General features: G+C 43.9%; 18 protein-coding genes. 15 read left to right on the top strand and 3 right to left on the bottom strand.

Going from position 1 to position 17,318, the window contains the following annotated elements; translation table 11 throughout:
- Positions 1-9 precede the first annotated feature (9 nt).
- The 3 genes from MC24_RS07310 to MC24_RS07300 all read right to left on the bottom strand — a co-directional run bounded on the left by MC24_RS07310 (position 10) and on the right by MC24_RS07300 (position 3,098).
- The gene (locus MC24_RS07310) at positions 10-582 is read right to left on the bottom strand and encodes a TetR/AcrR family transcriptional regulator (RefSeq protein WP_038054068.1); all 573 of its coding nucleotides are present in this window, start codon (positions 580-582) and stop codon (positions 10-12) included.
- 15 nt (positions 583-597) lie between these two features.
- Positions 598-2,046 carry a radical SAM protein gene (locus MC24_RS07305; RefSeq protein ID WP_038054063.1) on the bottom strand — a complete coding sequence of 483 codons (1,449 nt, stop codon included), beginning with the start codon at positions 2,044-2,046 and terminating at the stop codon, positions 598-600.
- 80 nt (positions 2,047-2,126) lie between these two features.
- On the bottom strand, positions 2,127-3,098 hold the full coding sequence (locus MC24_RS07300) for a radical SAM/SPASM domain-containing protein (protein WP_038054060.1): 972 nt from the start codon (positions 3,096-3,098) through the stop codon (positions 2,127-2,129).
- A 127-nt stretch (positions 3,099-3,225) separates the two neighbouring features.
- Here MC24_RS07300 and MC24_RS09745 point away from each other — a divergent pair, with 127 nt between their 5' ends.
- The 15 genes from MC24_RS09745 (at position 3,226) to MC24_RS07230 (ending at position 17,318) form a co-directional block, all read left to right on the top strand.
- Positions 3,226-3,396, top strand: a complete 171-nt coding sequence (locus MC24_RS09745; RefSeq protein WP_156105098.1) for a hypothetical protein — start codon at positions 3,226-3,228, stop codon at positions 3,394-3,396.
- A complete protein-coding gene (locus MC24_RS07295; RefSeq protein WP_038054058.1) occupies positions 3,365-4,069 on the top strand; it encodes an ATP-binding cassette domain-containing protein in 705 nt (234 codons plus the stop codon). The genes MC24_RS09745 and MC24_RS07295 overlap by 32 nt, the downstream gene beginning before the upstream one ends.
- 134 nt (positions 4,070-4,203) lie before the next feature.
- Positions 4,204-5,058 (top strand): 1-phosphofructokinase family hexose kinase, encoded by an 855-nt coding sequence (locus MC24_RS07290; protein ID WP_235280350.1) that lies wholly within the window; start codon positions 4,204-4,206, stop codon positions 5,056-5,058.
- The gene (locus MC24_RS07285) at positions 5,059-5,511 is read left to right on the top strand and encodes a CBS domain-containing protein (protein ID WP_038054049.1); all 453 of its coding nucleotides are present in this window, start codon (positions 5,059-5,061) and stop codon (positions 5,509-5,511) included.
- Complete coding sequence (gene mtaB, locus MC24_RS07280) at positions 5,508-6,812, top strand: tRNA (N(6)-L-threonylcarbamoyladenosine(37)-C(2))-methylthiotransferase MtaB (RefSeq protein WP_038054045.1); 1,305 nt, start codon at positions 5,508-5,510, stop codon at positions 6,810-6,812. Before MC24_RS07285 ends, mtaB begins: the two co-directional genes overlap by 4 nt.
- A complete protein-coding gene (locus MC24_RS07275) occupies positions 6,772-7,593 on the top strand; it encodes an aminotransferase class IV (protein WP_038054042.1) in 822 nt (273 codons plus the stop codon). Before mtaB ends, MC24_RS07275 begins: the two co-directional genes overlap by 41 nt.
- Positions 7,590-7,895 carry a DUF721 domain-containing protein gene (locus MC24_RS07270; RefSeq protein WP_038054040.1) on the top strand — a complete coding sequence of 102 codons (306 nt, stop codon included), beginning with the start codon at positions 7,590-7,592 and terminating at the stop codon, positions 7,893-7,895. Before MC24_RS07275 ends, MC24_RS07270 begins: the two co-directional genes overlap by 4 nt.
- Positions 7,876-9,786, top strand: coding sequence for a DNA topoisomerase (ATP-hydrolyzing) subunit B (gene gyrB / locus MC24_RS07265; RefSeq protein WP_038054037.1), 1,911 nt, complete (start codon positions 7,876-7,878; stop codon positions 9,784-9,786). Before MC24_RS07270 ends, gyrB begins: the two co-directional genes overlap by 20 nt.
- Before the next feature lie 2 nt (positions 9,787-9,788).
- Positions 9,789-10,343 carry a DUF4894 domain-containing protein gene (locus MC24_RS07260; protein WP_038054035.1) on the top strand — a complete coding sequence of 185 codons (555 nt, stop codon included), beginning with the start codon at positions 9,789-9,791 and terminating at the stop codon, positions 10,341-10,343.
- Between the two features lies 1 nt (position 10,344).
- The gene (locus tag MC24_RS07255; protein WP_038054034.1) at positions 10,345-11,595 is read left to right on the top strand and encodes a cell division protein FtsA; all 1,251 of its coding nucleotides are present in this window, start codon (positions 10,345-10,347) and stop codon (positions 11,593-11,595) included.
- 16 nt (positions 11,596-11,611) lie between these two features.
- A complete protein-coding gene (gene ftsZ, locus MC24_RS07250) occupies positions 11,612-12,667 on the top strand; it encodes a cell division protein FtsZ (protein WP_038054032.1) in 1,056 nt (351 codons plus the stop codon).
- Positions 12,667-14,373: a GspE/PulE family protein gene (locus MC24_RS07245; RefSeq protein WP_038054025.1), complete on the top strand. Its 1,707-nt coding sequence runs from the start codon at positions 12,667-12,669 to the stop codon at positions 14,371-14,373. Before ftsZ ends, MC24_RS07245 begins: the two co-directional genes overlap by 1 nt.
- Complete coding sequence (locus MC24_RS07240; protein ID WP_038054024.1) at positions 14,370-15,575, top strand: COG1361 S-layer family protein; 1,206 nt, start codon at positions 14,370-14,372, stop codon at positions 15,573-15,575. Before MC24_RS07245 ends, MC24_RS07240 begins: the two co-directional genes overlap by 4 nt.
- A 39-nt stretch (positions 15,576-15,614) precedes the next feature.
- Positions 15,615-16,652, top strand: coding sequence for an FtsW/RodA/SpoVE family cell cycle protein (locus MC24_RS07235; RefSeq protein ID WP_268745483.1), 1,038 nt, complete (start codon positions 15,615-15,617; stop codon positions 16,650-16,652).
- A 48-nt stretch (positions 16,653-16,700) separates the two neighbouring features.
- Positions 16,701-17,318 (top strand): hypothetical protein, encoded by a 618-nt coding sequence (locus MC24_RS07230; protein ID WP_038054020.1) that lies wholly within the window; start codon positions 16,701-16,703, stop codon positions 17,316-17,318.

Raw genomic sequence — 17,318 nt, 5'->3', positions numbered from 1 at the left:
GAAGAGGGGCTAACGCCCCTCTTCTGTTTTCACATTGAGCAATCCTCTGAGTATCATTTCCTGGATGTTCTGAAGCAGTCTTTTATCCTTTGGAACGTCTCCGAACGAGTTGACTATCAGCTCCGCGGCAGCCCGGGAATCGAGATCTTTGTAAACGTAGTTTTGTTTCTTCCCTTCTTCTATGAGTTCTTCGACTCGCTTTATAAAGCTTTCATAACGTTCTCTGAGTTTCGACCATTTTTCTTCCTCGAATCTGACGGTCGATTTTTCTTTCTCGATGATTTCGTTCAAAACGGTCTTATTCAGAACAAAGTCGACGTAGGACTTCAGAAACTTTTTTATTTTCGCAAAGTAGGAGTTCGTCTCTTCAGTGACGGAAAAAAGATGACTCTCCAGTTCCTCGAGTGCTTCTCTCCAGACCTCTTCAAAAAGTTTGTCCTTGCTTGGAAAATAGTAGTAGATGAGAGCCTTTTTCACACCGGCCTCACGTGCGATTTCTTCCATACTGACTCCATCGTAGCCATATTTTGAGAATGCCTTCCTCGCCGCTTCGAGGATTTTCCTCCTTGTTTCGGAGCTCAATTCGATCCCTCCACATCAGTTCCTGTAACGTTTGTCCACCGCGAGGAGTTTTTCTTTGTCTGCATATCTTCTCATTCTCACTTCGTAGCTGTAAACTCCTCTGTTGGCTGGATAGATTTCGGAGTAACCTTCTTCATACCAGAGTTTGTCTGCGTATTTCTTCCATTCGGCTGCGAGTTTGTCCAGCTCGGGTGCAAGATCTGTGATGACCCTTTCGGATCCCTCGTGCTGTGGTTTTGCGTTGAAGGCTCTCACCATGGCTCTGAAGACTTTCGGGTTGTCAATTATCGGACACGGTCTGAAGAGATTGTCGCTGTAAGGAATCATCCTCTTGTAGGCTTCGAAGAACGGCGATCTCAGAATGTCGATGAGCTTTTTCTCGCGAATGCTGTCCACCGCGAACTGCTGGAAGACACAGGGTTCCACGTAACCTTTCGCGTTTATGTGGAGGTACTTAGCACCCGCTGCGAGACAGCCGTTGGTGAGGAACCCGTGGTTCCAGAAGTCGGCGACGAAGGCGAATCTTCCGCTGAGTCTGAGCTGTTCAAGTTTTTGGAATCTTTCGTATCTCTGCTGTGGTGTGGGAACGAGGTCTATCGTTGGATTCATTCCCACAGGCATGAACTGGTATACCCACACGTAAGAAACTCCCTGTTCTTCGAGGAAGTCCCAGAATTCATCCTTCATTATGGTGTCGTGGTTCATTCGTGTTGCCGTCACAGAAGCTCCGAAAATCACACCGTGTCTTCTGAGCCTTTCCCAGGCTTCGAGGACTCTCTTGAATATTCCCCTTCCTCTTCTCCAGTCTGTGTCAGTTTCGAAACCCTCCACAGATATGGAGATCGTCACATTTCCAAGATCTGCGAGTTTCTTGGCCGTTTCTTCTTTTATCAGAGTTCCGTTGCTGTAGACCAGGAAGTAGCTGTCTTTGAATTCTTCGAATATGTCCATCAGGTGAGGCCAGAAGAAGGGTTCACCACCGGTGATGATGAAGAAGTAAATTCCCAGATCGTTGGCCTGTTTCAAGATGTCTCTGACTTCGTCGTGAGAGAGTTCGTATTTTCTACCGTAAAGTCCCGCGTAACATCCAACACAGTTCAGATTACAGGCGTATGTGGGGCTCAGAACGAGGAGTTTTGGGAGTACCGTTTTGTACTCGTGCATCTTTTCCTGCCTGATGGGTTCTCCAAGGGCGAATTCGTTGATGATCAGGTTGTTTATAACCCCTTCAACACATTTTGGGCTCGCTTTTTTGAAAACGTTCACCCATGACATCACCATGGGATGTCTTTCTTTTGCGAGGTCAGCTAGTTTTCTGAGACCGCTTTTCGCGGGTTCTTTTGTGAACATGCTCAAAGTACCGAAGATCCTTCCAAGAGTTTCCACTTCAGCGTTTTTAACGAATGAACCGACGAGTTTTCCTGCCTGGCGATAGATCATTCCTTTGATTCCACCTACTGCCATCCAACCACCTCCATATTTTTTACTTACCAGTCGGTAAAAATATTCTATGCACACACAGTGACAATCAAGTTTCATTTAAGTTACTTTATGTTGTACCGCTCTTTGTTCAGAAAACAGATAGCTTCATCTTTTTCGTGTCCTCTCAGCAGATAATAAGCCTTGCAACCACCACCACATTTGTTCAGGATGGGACACTGCTGGCAGGAAGCCGGGGAAGGAACGGGAGTGTATTCGCGCCAGATTTCCGAGAATTTCTTTTCTCTCACATTCCCCATGTAGAATTCCTTGCTGTACCTGAAGTGCCCACAGGGAACAACCGTGCCATTGGCCAGAACCGACGCGTGTGTGATACCGGCAGTGCATGGCCTTCCTGATATAGACTCTTCCACGTAAAATGTCAAACGGTCTTTGTAGTTTTCTATCACTCCAAGAACGTGTTTTATGGCCACTTTCCACTCGTCGGGATTCATATCCAGTTCTCTTGCATGGATCATGCCCCTTCCGACTGGTATGAACCTATCTACGTACAGAGCATTAACTCCCAGTTCCAGTGCGAGTTTTACCATATTCTCAAACTTTCTCCAGTTTCTCCTGTTTATCACGTTCAAAATGGTGACTTGAAAACCTTCATTCACGAAGTTTTTAATGCCCTGAACTGCTCTTTCAAAGCTTCCGGCCCCTCTCACAAAATCGTTGATCTCAGGATCTGGGCCTTCAAGAGAAACACCGACAAGCACGTCGGAATTGGCCTTTTTTATTTTTTGTACCATTTCCCTGGTGGCGAGCGAACCGTTGGTGTTGATCATGAGACGCTGCCCAACTTTCTTTCCAAAAGCGAGAATATCCAGTATTTGAGGATGAAGAAGAGGTTCACCACCTATGATATCGAGAGCCCAGGTACCCAGTTCTTTCATGTCGAGTATCAGTTCCTTTATTTCTTCGAAGCTCAACTCTTCGGGATGGGACTTTCCAGCCTCGCAGTAGCAGTGTTTGCATCTGAAGTTGCATCGCAGTGTCAGTTCGTATTCCACGATGAAAGGTGGATTTCGCATTCGATCACCTCCAGGATAGATTTTAACCCTGGAGACGTTTTATTACATTTTCCTGGTTCTAATTGTAATGATCCATACAAGTCCAATTAAAGGTTTGGGGTTAGAATCAAAAACGAGGTGATGCCCCTTGGAGAAAAAAATATCCAAAAATCCTCGTGTTCTATCGCAAATAGATTTGCTCAAAATGATGACTGATGGGGATGAAAGTGCTCTCAGGGAGATAAAAAGACGTTTGGGGCTCGACGAGAAGAAAGAAAGAGATAACGATGAAAAGCGAAAAGTTTCCGATAAGGTTTGAAAAGTTTTCCATATCTGTGGATGGTAAAAGTGTACTTGAGAATATAACTGTTTCCTTTGTTGAAGGAATGAACGTTCTTTATGGTCCAAGAGGATCCGGAAAATCTTTTCTTCTCAGATCTATCGTCAAATTGAACGTTGAAATATTCAACGAGATTTCCAGAAGCGGTTCTGTCTATTTATTCGATCAAAATGTTCAGGATCTCGACGATATCTACCTCAGGAAAAACGCTCTGTACCTTGATACGAGTTTCATCGATGCGATGAATCACTACACTTTCGATGAGTTTCTTAAGCTTGCCCTGAAAAGGAAAATTTCTCTGGAGGATTTTTCCGAGAAACTCGATGATCTTGGAATACTGAGAATGCTCATCCGCGGCCGAAAGACACCCCTTTCTGTCTTCTCCCCTGCCGAAAAGATCTCCCTCCTTCTTTTCATTCTCGAACAGAAAAAACCCCGTATCATTTTGATGGATTGTCTGCTGGATCACCTTGACGATGAAAATCTGGAGAAGATAATGGACATGTTCCTCAAAATAAAGGAGGAACGAACATTTATCATATCCACTCGTATCCTCCAGAGGTTTCTCTACATCGCCGATTTGTTGGTGATACTGAATAATGGTAAAATCAATTATGTTGGGAGTCCCAAGGATTTTGTTTTAAAAATGTGATTCCCCACTTTTGATTTCGAGGTGATTGTATGGTCCTGACGGTGACCCTTAATCCTGCTTTAGACAGGGAAATTTTTATAGAAGATTTTCGGGTGAACCGGTTGTACAGAATAAGAGATCTTTCTAAAACTCAAATGTCTCCAGGTGGAAAGGGGATAAACGTTTCTATAGCCCTTTCCAAACTGGGGGTACCGTCAGTCGCCACCGGATTCGTGGGAGGATACATGGGAAAGATTCTTGTGGAGGAATTGAGAAAAATTTCAAAGCTGATCACAACGAATTTTGTTTATGTAGAAGGAGAAACGAGGGAAAACATAGAGATAATCGACGAAAAGAATAAAACGATAACTGCTATAAATTTTCCCGGTCCGAATGTTACAGAGATGGATGTGAAACACTTTCTGAGAAGATACAAGATGACGCTTTCAAAAGTCGATTGCGTTGTCATATCAGGAAGTATTCCGCCGGGAGTGAACGAGGGAATATGCAATGAACTGGTGAGGCTCGCACGTGAAAAGGGAATCTTCGTCTTCGTCGAACAGACTCCCAGATTGCTTGAGAGAATCTATGAAGGACCGGAGTATCCCAACGTTGTGAAACCAGATTTGAGAGGTAATCATGCTTCTTTTCTTGGTGTTGAATTGAAAACCTTTGATGATTATGTGAAACTCGCCGAAAAACTCGCCGAAAAATCACAAGTTTCCGTGGTGTCTTATGAAGTGAAGAACGATATTGTCGCGACAAGAGAAGGGATCTGGCTTATAAAATCCAAAGAAGAAATAGACACATCACATCTTTTGGGTGCGGGGGATGCGTACGTTGCCGGTATGGTTTATTACTTCATCAATCATGGGGCCAATTTCCTTGAAATGGCAAAATTTGGTTTCGCTTCCGCACTGGCTGCCACTCGAAGAAAAGAGAAGTACATGCCCGACCTCGAGGTGATAAAGAAGGAGTACGATCACTTCACCGTAGAGAGGGTGAAGTAAATGAGGGTAAAGGAAGCCGTCATCTATGATATTTCCGCTGTTTTCGAGGATGAAACGGTTGAAACAGTGATAAAACTTCTTTCCAGGCAGAACCTCTCAGGAATTCCCGTTGTCGACCACGATATGAGAGTGGTTGGTTTTGTCAGTGAGAGCGATCTCATAAAGGCCCTTGTGCCCAGTTATTTCTCGCTTTTGAGATCCGCTTCTTTCATTCCAGATACCAACCAGCTGATAAGAAACGTAGTCAAAATAAAGGACAGACCCGTATCTGATTTTATGAACAAACCTCCTGTCGTTGTGAAAGAAGAAGATCCGCTCATTGTAGCAGCGGATTATCTCATAAGACATGGTTTTAAATCGCTTCCTGTTGTCGATGAAGCTATGCAGCTCGTTGGCATAGTGAGAAGAATAGACATTCTGAGGGTGGTTTCGGAGGGAAAGCTGGAGATATGAAAACTGTCAGGATAGAGACCTTCGGCTGTAAGGTGAATCAGTACGAAAGTGAATACATGGCTGAACAGTTAGAAAAAGCCGGGTACGTGGTTTTACCCGATGGTGATGCTTCTTACTATATAGTGAACTCATGTGCCGTTACTAAAGAAGTCGAGAAGAAAGTGAAGAGATTGATAAAGAGCATCAGAAACAGGAACAGAAACGCAAAAATCATCCTCACCGGTTGTTTTGCTCAGCTTTCTCCGGATGAGGCAAAGAACCTTCCAGTGAACATGGTTCTGGGAATCGATGAGAAAAAACACATAGTGGATCATATTAACTCCCTGAACGGGAAACAACAGATTGTTGTATCTGAACCCGGCAGGCCTGTTTACGAGAAAGTGAAGGGAAGTTTCGAAAACAGAACCCGTTCTTACATAAAGGTCGAAGACGGGTGTGACAACACCTGTACCTACTGCGCCATCAGATTGGCTCGTGGCACAAAGATCAGAAGCAAGCCGCTCGAAATATTCAAAGATGAATTTGTCGAGATGGTGGCAAAGGGTTACAAAGAGATCGTGATAACCGGGGTCAACCTTGGAAAGTACGGTAAAGACATGGGTTCTTCACTTGCCGAACTTCTGAAAAGTATCGAGAAGATTCCTGGGGATTATCGAGTGCGTCTCAGCTCTATAAATGTGGAAGACGTGAATGAAGAGATTGTGGAAGCTTTCAAACAAAATCCCAGGTTGTGCCCGCATCTTCACATTTCGGTTCAGAGTGGATCCGATGATGTGCTGAAAAAGATGGGAAGAAAATACAAAATCTCTGATTTCATGCGTGTTGTTGACAAATTGAAAAGCATCGATCCAGATTTTTCAATAACAACGGATATAATCGTCGGTTTTCCTGGAGAGACGGATGACGATTTTCAGAGGACTCTGGATCTGGTTGAAAAAGTGGAGTTCAGCAGGATACATATCTTCAGATTTTCACCGCGCCCCGGAACTCCAGCGAGTAGAATCGTTGGAAGCGTTCCCGAATCGAAGAAGAAAGAACGTCTGGAAGTTTTGAAGAAGAAAGCGAAAGATGTTTCTATCAGATACAGGAAGAGAATCATTGGGAAAGAAAGAAAAGTTCTCGCCGAATGGTACGTCATGAAGGGTGTTCTCTCTGGTTATGACGAGTATTACGTGAAGCACGAGTTCGTGGGGGACAGTGTGGGTGAATTTCATAGCGTAAGAGTGAAATCCCTTTCGGAAGAGGGAGTGATTTCCTGTCGTGTTGATATGGTGGAGGGGAAAGTTTCAGCGCGCGGATGAAATTTCGCTGGATTTCTCCCTGTTTGAAAAATCACTCCAGGGAGCAGTGTACGAAACCTTGAGAACTTACAATGGAATCCCGTTTGCAGCTTACAAACATTATTCCAGATTGAAGAGATCTGTCGATTTCTTCAAAATCCCCTTTTCTTTGGGTTTTGATGAGTTTTCAGAAGTGCTGAAGACAGGTGCTCAGGAATTCAAACAGGAAGTGAGAATCAAAGTCTATCTTTTTCCTGATTCCGGGGAGACCCTCTTTGTGTTTTCACCACTCAATGTGCCAGATGTAGAGTCAGGGGTTGACGTGAAAATCTCGAGTATTCGAAGAATACCTGATCTCTCCACCCCACCGGCTCTCAAAATAACTGGACGTACCGACATAGTGCTCGCCAGAATGGAAATAGTGGACTGCTACGATGTAATTCTGCTTGGTTTGAACGGGCAGGTTTGTGAAGGAAGCTTCAGCAACGTGTTTCTGGTGAAAGAAGGCAAATTGGTTACACCTTCGCTCGACAGCGGTATTCTGGATGGCATCACGCGGGAAAATGTTATAAAGCTTGCAAAAAATCTTGAGATACCCATTGAAGAAAGAGTGGTTTGGGTTTGGGAACTGTTCGAAGCGGATGAAATGTTTCTCACACACACGAGTGTGGGAGTGGTTCCTGTTAGAAGGTTGAACGAACACTTGTTTTTCGAAGAAGAACCAGGACCTGTGACAGCGACTTTGATGGAAAACTTTGAGCCTTTTATCTTAAACCTTGAAGAAAACTGGGTGGGAATATGATCCTTCTCAGACAACTGTTCGAAGAACTTTCCATTAGACAACCTCTTTTTTTTGAATTGAAGATAAAGATGCTCCTTTCTGAATGGGACAAGATAGTTGGACCTGTGATAGCAAAGCACACGAAGGTGGAAAAAGTGGAAAACGGAACAGTTTACGTTGTTTGCGATGATTCATTGTGGATGACCGAACTTTCCATGCAGAAAGATCGTTTGCTCAGAATTCTGAATGAAAAATCAGGTAAAGAACTGTTCAAAGATATAAGATTCAGGAGGGGAAAAGTAGATGGAAAAGTACTCCGCTGAAAGTATAAAGGTTTTGAAGGGGCTGGAACCTGTCCGAATGCGACCCGGAATGTACGTAGGATCCACAGGAAAGCGTGGATTGCATCACCTCGTGTACGAAGTGGTGGACAACAGTGTTGACGAGGCACTGGCAGGATACTGTGACTGGATACGAGTGACTCTTCATGAAGATGGAAGTGTAGAAGTTGAGGATAACGGGAGAGGAATACCCGTTGATATACATCCCGAAGAAGGAAGAAGTGCTCTGGAAGTGGTTTTCACGGTTCTTCATGCAGGAGGGAAGTTCTCCAAAGACTCTTACAAGATAAGTGGCGGTTTGCATGGTGTTGGTGTATCGGTGGTGAACGCTCTTTCAGAGTGGTTGGAGGTGCGGGTGCATCGTGATGGGAAGATTTACCGGCAGCGATATGAAAGAGGTAAACCGGTCACACCTGTGGAAGTAATAGGAGAGACCGATAAGCACGGCACGATCGTTCGATTCAAACCCGACCCTCTCATATTCTCAGAAACGGAATTCGATCCTGACGTACTGGAACACAGGTTGAGAGAGATAGCTTTTTTGGTACCGGGGCTCAAAATAGAGTTCGAAGACAGAATAAATGGAGAGAAGAAGACCTTCAAATTTGATGGAGGTATAGTAGAGTATGTGAAGTATCTGAACCGTGGAAAAAAGGTTTTTCACGATGTGATATATATGAAAAGAACCGAAAAAGTGCAAACGAAAAACGGAGAAGATGAAGTGATAGTGGAAATTGCCTTTCAGTACACTGATTCGTATTCCGAAGAGATCATGTCTTTTGCGAACACTATAAAAACCGTAGATGGTGGAACTCATGTTACAGCCTTTAAAAGCACACTCACAAGACTCATGAATGAGTACGGAAAAAAACATGGCTTTCTCAAAGGAGACGATTCCTTCCAGGGTGAAGATGTGAGAGAAGGTCTCACTGCGGTTGTGAGCGTTTACGTGAAAAACCCCGAATTTGAAGGCCAAACGAAATCAAAACTTGGTAACGAAGAGGTTAAAGAAGCAATAAATAGAGTTATGAGAGATGAACTGAAAAAGATATTCGACGCAAATTCCGATCTTGTGAAAGCTATTCTTTCAAAGATCATGAGTACCAAACAAGCAAGAGAAGCGGCAAAAAGAGCTCGAGAGATGGTGAGGAGGAAAAACGTTCTTCAAAACACAGCACTTCCGGGGAAACTGGCGGACTGCAGTTCCACAGATAGAGAGAAAACGGAACTCTTCATTGTAGAAGGTGACTCTGCTGGTGGATCTGCAAAACAGGCCAGAGACAGAGAATTTCAAGCGGTTCTTCCCATAAGAGGAAAGATTTTGAACGTGGAAAAATCATCCCTCGACAAATTGCTTAAAAACGAGCAGATCAGTGACATAATAGTAGCAGTAGGAACAAGTATAGGAGACGATTTCGACGAGAGTAAACTCAGGTACGGTAGAATCATCATTATGACCGATGCCGATATAGACGGTGCACACATAAGAACTCTCCTTCTGACACTCTTCTACAGGTACATGAGACCCCTCATCGAACAGGGCAGGGTATACATAGCGCTTCCACCTCTCTACAGGATCAAAGCCGGAAAAGAAGAGTTCTACGTTTACAGTGATCTTGAGCTGATGGAATACAAGGAAAAACTCCAGGGAAAGAAAATCGAAATTCAGCGATACAAAGGACTCGGTGAGATGAATCCTGAGCAGCTCTGGGAAACAACGATGAATCCAGAAACAAGGAAAATCATAAGGGTAACTATAGAAGATGCCGAAGAAGCGGATAGACTCTTTGAAATCCTCATGGGTAACGATCCATCCAGCAGAAGGGAGTTCATAGAAAGGCACGCTCTGAAAGTGAAAGAACTGGATATCTGACCATGAGATCCTTGAGAGTTCTCCTCATCACGATGATTGTTCTTTACACTCTGTTCTTTGTGGATTTCACTTTTCAGAATCGCAGAGAACGCGTGAGGGTCCCGGAAAGAGTGTATTCATATTTGATAGAAAATTTTAACATTTCTCCAAAAAGTATTATAATAGATTCGAAAAAGACCGTAGGAATAGTTTTCTATGAAGGGAATTACTATCTGTGTGCTGAAGATGGAAGTTTGGTGGTTTCACTGTCGAAGAAGGAGTTGTTTAAATTCTATCCACTATTTTTAGAAGTCAGGCTTGAAGGGCTTCGACTTTCAAAGAGAGACAGTGAGATTCTGGATATATTGATTCCTGTTCTGAGAAGTTCTATGGTATCTGCTGTTTTTTTTGAGTCAAAAGAGATCGTTTTGTTGAAGGGGGCCATAATTGTTTTTGAAGAGTGGAAGGATCTTGTTGAAAATTTCCAAATAATAATGGAGCAATTTGAGAAATTGAAGGCAAAGGAAAAGTATTTTCTGACAGAAGATGGAAGATTGATGTGGATAAGGGGTGATTGACTTGTCACGCACCGTCTATTATACCTCGATCGATATAGGTTCAAGATACATAAAGGGACTCGTTCTTGGAAAACGCGATCAGGAATGGGAGACACTTGCCTTTTCGAGTGTGAAATCGAGAGGGCTGGATGAGGGTGAAATAAAAGACGCTATCGCTTTCAAAGAATCTGTGAACACCTTGCTCAAGGAGCTCGAAGAGCAGCTGCAAAAATCTCTGAGAAGTGATTTTGTAATATCTTTCAGTAGTGTGAGCTTTGAACGAGAAGATACCGTGATTGAAAGAGACTTTGGTGAGGAGAAACGATCCATCACTCTGGATATCTTAAGTGAGATGCAATCGGAAGCCCTTGAAAGGTTGAAAGAAAATGGGAAGACTCCTCTCCACATATTTTCGAAAAGATATCTCTTGGATGGTGAAAGGATCGTTTTCAACCCCCTCGATATGAAGGCTTCAAAAATAACCATCGAGTACACCTCCATTGTCGTACCTTTGAAAGTTTATGAGATGTTCTACAATTTCTTGCAGGATACCGTTAAAAGCCCATTTCAGTTGAAGTCTTCTCTTGTTTCAACTGCCGAAGGAGTTCTCACCACGCCCGAGAAAGATCGGGGTGTAGTGGTCGTGAATCTGGGTTACAACTTCACCGGGTTGATAGCGTACAAAAACGGTGTTCCCATAAAGATATCCTACGTCCCCGTGGGGATGAAACATGTTATAAAAGATGTTTCCGCTGTCCTTGACACCTCTTTTGAAGAGTCGGAAAGACTCATTATAACACATGGAAATGCTGTTTACAGCGATTTGAAAGAGGAGGAAATCCAGTACAGAGGACTCGACGGAAACACCATAAAAACGACCACTGCGAAAAAACTTTCTGTCATTATACACGCACGTCTCAGAGAGATAATGAGCAAATCCAAGAAATTTTTCAGGGAAGTTGAAGCGAAGATAATAGAGGAAGGGGAAATAGGGATACCTGGTGGTGTGGTTCTCACTGGGGGAGGGGCCAAAATTCCACGAATAAACGAACTGGCCACAGAGGTGTTTAAATCTCCGGTGAGAACAGGTTGTTACGCAAATTCCGACAGACCGTCCATTATCAACGCGGATGAAGTTGCCAGTGATCCTTCCTTTGCTGCGGCGTTTGGAAATGTTTTTGCCGTCTCAGAGAATCCTTACGAGGAAACTCCAGTAAAAAACGAAAATCCGTTGAAGAGAATCTTCAGGCTCTTCAAAGAATTGATGGAGTGAACGGGAGGTTAAAAGTATGGGATTTGACCTTGATGTTGAGAAAAAAAGGGAAAATAGAAACATCCCCCAGGCGAACAATTTGAAAATAAAAGTCATAGGAGTCGGCGGTGCCGGAAACAATGCCATAAACAGGATGATAGAGATTGGGATACACGGTGTCGAATTTGTTGCGGTGAACACCGATCTTCAGGTACTGGAAGCTTCCAATGCTGATGTGAAGATTCAGATCGGTGAGAACATCACACGGGGCCTTGGTGCGGGAGGACGCCCCGATATAGGAGAGCAGGCCGCTCTCGAGAGCGAGGAAAAAATCAAAGAAGTGCTCCAAGACACCCACATGGTCTTTATAACTGCAGGGTTTGGTGGGGGAACAGGAACAGGAGCTTCTCCCGTCATAGCAAGGATTGCCAAGGAAATGGGAATTTTGACAGTGGCCATAGTGACAACTCCCTTCTATTTCGAAGGCCCGGAAAGGCTCAGAAAAGCGATAGAGGGGCTCAAAAAACTTCGAAAACATGTGGATACTCTCATAAAGATATCCAACAACAAACTCATGGAAGAACTGCCGAGGGATGTCAAGATAAAAGATGCTTTTCTGAAGGCCGACGAGACTCTTCATCAAGGAGTAAAGGGAATCTCGGAACTGATAACGAAGAGGGGTTACATAAATCTCGACTTTGCAGACATAGAATCGGTGATGAAAGATGCCGGTGCGGCGATCCTTGGTATAGGTGTCGGAAAGGGTGAACACAGAGCAAGAGAAGCCGCAAAGAAAGCCATGGAGAGCAAGTTGATAGAGCATCCTGTGGAAAACGCGAGTTCTATCGTGTTCAATATAACTGCGCCCAGTAACATCAGAATGGAGGAAGTACACGAGGCAGCCATGATCATAAGGCAGAACAGCAGTGAGGATGCGGATGTTAAATTCGGCCTCATCTTCGACGATGAGATACCCGATGACGAAATACGTGTAATCTTCATAGCTACGAGATTTCCAGATGAAGAAAAGATCCTCTTCCCAGAGGGCGACATACCGGCCATTTACAGATACGGCCTGGAGGGGCTTCTCTGATGCTGAGAAGATACAGAAAGCTGGGAGAAATTCTTGTGGAGAAAGGGTTCATAACCAGAGAAGAGTTAGAGAGGGCTCTTGAAATTCAAAAAGAGGAAAAGAAGCCACTCGGGGAAGTTTTAATTGAGACTGGGTACATCACGGAAGATCAACTGCTGGAGGCTTTGAGTGAGCAGTACGGGGTTCCAATCTTGAAAGAATTGCCAAAAAACATACCACTCAACGTGGTGGGTTCTATTCCAAAGAACATTATCGAATCTTTGCACATCATTCCTATAGAAAAGAAGGAAGACGGAACTCTCGTGGTGGTGACGGATAACGGGACGAACATTCCGAGGATCAAACAGGAAATTCGTTTTCTCACGGGAAAAAATCCGGAGATTTATCTTGTAACGAGTAGAGATTTTTCAGTTCTATACCAAACCTACGTGCTCGGTGTACCACTCGAACTTTTCGAAGAACCCTACGTTGCCATAGAAGAAACAGCGGATCAGGTTGAAGAAGAGGAAGAGACAGGAGAAGAAAGAGAAATAGAAGAAGCTCCCATCGTCCGACTCGTCAACAACATCATAAACCGTGCCATAGAGATGGGAGCGAGTGATATCCACATAGAACCGATGAAGAGAACCGTGAGAGTGAGATTCAGAGTAGATGGCGTTTTGAGAAAGGTTCTTGAGTATCAAAAACTTCAACACAACTCCGTTGTGGCACGCATCAAGATTATGAGCAGCCTTGATGTGTCGGAAAGAAGGCTCCCGCAGGACGGAAAGTTTTACACGATAAAAGGTGGAGAGCAGTACGACTTTCGTGTATCAACCATGCCTTCCACCTTCGGAGAGAAAGTCGTGCTGAGAATATTGAAGGTATCCGATGCGAACAGACGTCTTGAGGAACTCGGGTACAGTGAATACAACTTGAAACGAATACTATCATTACTTGAAAAACCATACGGTATCATCCTGGTCACCGGACCAACAGGAAGTGGAAAATCTACCACACTTGTTGCCATGATAAATTATTTGAGGAATGAGAGTGTAAACATAGTAACAGCTGAGGATCCGGTGGAATACACCATCGAAGGGGTTACTCAGTGTCAGGTTTTCCCGGAAATAGGTCTCACGTTTGCTCGGTACTTGAGAGCTTTCCTCAGACAGGACCCCGACATCATCATGGTGGGAGAAATTCGAGACAGAGAGACCGCACAACTTGCGGTGGAAGCCTCTCTTACAGGTCACCTGGTTTTGAGTACACTTCACACCAACACCGCCGCCGGTGCTGTTTCAAGGCTCATAGAAATGGGAATAGACCCTCACCTTCTTGGAGCCTCTCTCATCGGAGTCATAGGTCAAAGGCTGGTTAGAAAACTCTGTAATGAGTGTAAAGTGCCCGGGGAAATCCGGGATGAACAGATGAAAGCCCATTTCGAACGATTCTTTGGAAAGGTTCCGGATCAAATTTACTATCCTTCAGAAGAGGGATGTCCTGCCTGTAGGGGAATGAGATACAGAGGAAGAATGGCTATAGGAGAAGTTTTAATTGTGGACGAAGAGTTGAGAGAACTGATCTCTTCCAGAGTGAGTGAAACAGAGATTGCAAAGCTCGCTGTGAAAAAAGGTATGCGCACTATGTTCCAGGATGCCCTCGAGAAAGTCCTTCTCGGGCAGACGAGTATCGAAGAAGTTTTCAGGGTGACCACACCACTATGAGGTATTTTTCTAAGAGCCCTGAAGAGTGGCAAAAAAGAGACGAAGAAAGAGAAAGAGAGTTCAGAAACAGAAAAGACAGAATTCGCCGCAGGGCGAATTTTATTCTTGTTGTGAATCTTGTGATAGTAGTTTTCCTGATGTTTTTCACAAAAGCGTTTTTTTCTAACAAACCGGAAGGTGTGATCGGTCCCTTCCAGCTGGTGATAGAAACAGAGGAGTCCTACCTTCCAAGTGATCTTCTCGATGTGCGGGTGAAAGTGTTCAACAGAGAGAGAAAAAAAGAGAATCTTGTGCTGGAAGACTTCGTATTTTCCATCAAAAGAGGAAATGACACAGTGTACGGATTTCATTTTCCACAGCGTGTGGAAAAAGAGATGGAAGCTTTTGAAAGTGTACTGGTCTTTGATCTCCTGAGGGAGGAAGAGCTGTCAAATCTGCCTGGAGGAAATTACACGATCACAGTTTCTGTCAAGTTGAATGGCCAGAGGGTGGTTATCAGTAAGAGTGTTTCGGTGATTGAAAAATGGCAAATCGAGGTTGAAGGCCTGAAGGATTTTTATTTCCCTTACGAAGATGCGCATTTTTCCGTCTATTTGGAAAACATAAGTTCGAAGAGTCGAAAAATTCACGTGGAGTCGATCAGCCTTATTATCCTTAAGGGGAACGAGACTGTCTTTGAAAGAGATATTCCAATAGAAAAAGACTTCATGGTAAATCCAATGATGGTCGAGCAGATCCACGAAGTGAGCTTTTCCGTCCCAAAAGAATCTGGAGATTACATCGTTGAATTGAAATTGAAGACAAAAGATGGTTTGATAGAAAGCTCGATACCTCTTTTCGTGACGCAGGAGGATCAGAAAAATTTGGAGGGACTCACTCTCGTCATCGAAGGGAAAAGGTTCACGGGATCGGGTGAAAGATACGATTTCTCTGTGAAACTTCTGAATGAAGAAAGGAAACGGAAGTATATAATTTTGAGAAACATCATGATCGTTTTGACACACAAAGAACCTGTGTTTTCGTATGCCTATCCCGAAGAATACAGGATGACGATAGATGGATACTCTTCGAGAGAGATTTTTAAAACGACCAGTTACGATATCATAAAACTCGAAACTCCCGGAACTTACAAACTCATCGTTGTGATAGAAAGTGAAGAAGACAGGCTGATGAAGGAAATGGAGATAGTCGTTTCAGAGTGAGGTGAGACCATACCACACGAAAACAAAAGAATAGATTGGATCGTAGTTGTTCTTGTGGCTGTCTTAATGTTGTTCGGGCTTACCACTTTGAGAAGCGCAACTTATGGGGAAAACGAGCAACTCTTCACAAGGCAGATTGTGTGGGATGTAGCCGGTTTCTCGTTGATGTTTCTGATTTTGTTCATCAAAGACAGAACGATTAGAAATTTTTCGATCATTCTCTACGTTTTCTCCATCGTTTTACTGGTAGTTCTCCTTGTAAAGGGGACACCCATCGGTGGTTCAAAGAGATGGTTCAGAATCATGGGATTCAGTTTCCAGCCTTCAGATTTTGCAAAGCTTTCTCTCATCGTTCTGCTCCCTTACCTTCTGGAGAAGAAGTGGTTCTGGAGAAGTCTTTTCCTCACGGTTGTCCCCGCTGTTCTCATATTTCTTGAACCTGATCTTGGCACCACGCTTTCCGTGGGATTGATCTGGTTGTTTGCGGTTCTGGCCTCGAATGTGAATAAGAAGCCCCTTGTGATTCTGTTGATATTTGTCCTTGTGTTTATCCCTGTTTTCTTTTTCTTTGGGTTGAAGGACTATCAAAGAGCAAGGATACTCTCTTTTCTCAACCCGGAAGAGTACGGTGAGAGTTACTCTTACAACGTCCTGCAGTCGATTCACGCGATTGGAGCCGGTGGACTCTTTGGAACGGGATACATGAAAGGAAAGGCGAACCTTATGGGGTACGTCCCCGTTTCGTACACCGATTTCATCGTCTCGGTGATTGGCGAAGAGTTCGGTTTCGTCGGGATAGTCTTTTTGCTTTCACTCTTTGGTCTTCTGTTCTTCGAGGTTTCTCGATGGATCCTGAATGTGAAGGATGAATACTGGGAGATACTGATGGTTTCTGCGTGTGGATTGATATGGTTTCACGTCTTCGAAAACGTCTCAATGAACTTTGGACTCCTTCCAGTCACAGGTGTTCCTCTTCCCTTTATCAGCTATGGAGGAACCTCCACACTTGTGTTTTCCATTTTCATAGGACTCATTCTCAAGGGAATCGCACTTGCAAGAGTGGAGAAGAAACTTTGAGAACTCTTTCTCACTACCGAAGGTCTTAGATTCGAGGGGGTGAAGAAAATGAAAAGATTTCTTCTTTTCGTAGGTGTGGTTTTTCTGCTTCTGACAGCCTGTCTGCCTCTATTTGAAGAAAGACACGAGTTCATTGTCGAGGTGGTTGGAAATACTTATCTTTACGATGTGATGGATTGGTATCAACCATCCTACGGTGATTATCTTGTTCAGGAACACCCTGTGATTGTACTCTACTATCCGAATGAAGGTAGCGCTTACTATGAGAGAAAAACATTCTATGAACAAAGTGGCGATTTCGTCGCAGCAGCCGGTGAAATCGTTGAGACGACAGATCTTAAAAACGACTTGAACCGGATCTGGAGCAGTTACTATCCAACTTACGACGTGGATGTTTGGTGGCAGGCAGATCAGGGAGAGTGGCAGGCGAAGGTCAAAGATTTGACGAAGGATGTTAAAATCACGAAATTTTTTGTGGTAACCTTCAACAAACGTGATAATCACTGTGAAGTAGTAGATATAAAAGATGAGAACGAAATATACCTCGATAACAGTGGAGTTTATCACCTTGGACCTATGAGTGGTGTTGACGGTTTTGCCGCTTTTGTTCAGGAAAATCCTAGCGGATTAAAAATCCTCGGTGCAGAAGTCAGATGGATAAAATGA

Origin of the sequence: Thermotoga sp. Mc24 (assembly GCF_000784835.1) — a bacterium.
Taxonomy (GTDB): Bacteria; Thermotogota; Thermotogae; order Thermotogales; family Thermotogaceae; genus Thermotoga.
This window is presented reverse-complemented; position numbering and strand designations above follow the sequence as displayed.

Bases quoted from the DNA above. Each gene is read 5' to 3' on its own strand.
- MC24_RS07295 (WP_038054058.1), top strand. From the start codon at position 3,365: ATGAAAAGCGAAAAGTTTCCGATAAGGTTTGAAAAGTTTTCCATATCT.
- MC24_RS07270 (WP_038054040.1), top strand. From the start codon at position 7,590: ATGATCCTTCTCAGACAACTGTTCGAAGAACTTTCCATTAGACAACCT.
- MC24_RS07305 (WP_038054063.1), bottom strand. From the start codon at position 2,046: ATGGCAGTAGGTGGAATCAAAGGAATGATCTATCGCCAGGCAGGAAAA.
- MC24_RS07245 (WP_038054025.1), top strand. From the start codon at position 12,667: ATGCTGAGAAGATACAGAAAGCTGGGAGAAATTCTTGTGGAGAAAGGG.
- MC24_RS07260 (WP_038054035.1), top strand. From the start codon at position 9,789: ATGAGATCCTTGAGAGTTCTCCTCATCACGATGATTGTTCTTTACACT.
- MC24_RS07300 (WP_038054060.1), bottom strand. From the start codon at position 3,098: ATGCGAAATCCACCTTTCATCGTGGAATACGAACTGACACTGCGATGC.
- MC24_RS07290 (WP_235280350.1), top strand. From the start codon at position 4,204: ATGTCTCCAGGTGGAAAGGGGATAAACGTTTCTATAGCCCTTTCCAAA.
- MC24_RS07240 (WP_038054024.1), top strand. From the start codon at position 14,370: ATGAGGTATTTTTCTAAGAGCCCTGAAGAGTGGCAAAAAAGAGACGAA.
- gyrB (WP_038054037.1), top strand. From the start codon at position 7,876: ATGGAAAAGTACTCCGCTGAAAGTATAAAGGTTTTGAAGGGGCTGGAA.
- MC24_RS07230 (WP_038054020.1), top strand. From the start codon at position 16,701: ATGAAAAGATTTCTTCTTTTCGTAGGTGTGGTTTTTCTGCTTCTGACA.
- ftsZ (WP_038054032.1), top strand. From the start codon at position 11,612: ATGGGATTTGACCTTGATGTTGAGAAAAAAAGGGAAAATAGAAACATC.
- MC24_RS07285 (WP_038054049.1), top strand. From the start codon at position 5,059: ATGAGGGTAAAGGAAGCCGTCATCTATGATATTTCCGCTGTTTTCGAG.
- mtaB (WP_038054045.1), top strand. From the start codon at position 5,508: ATGAAAACTGTCAGGATAGAGACCTTCGGCTGTAAGGTGAATCAGTAC.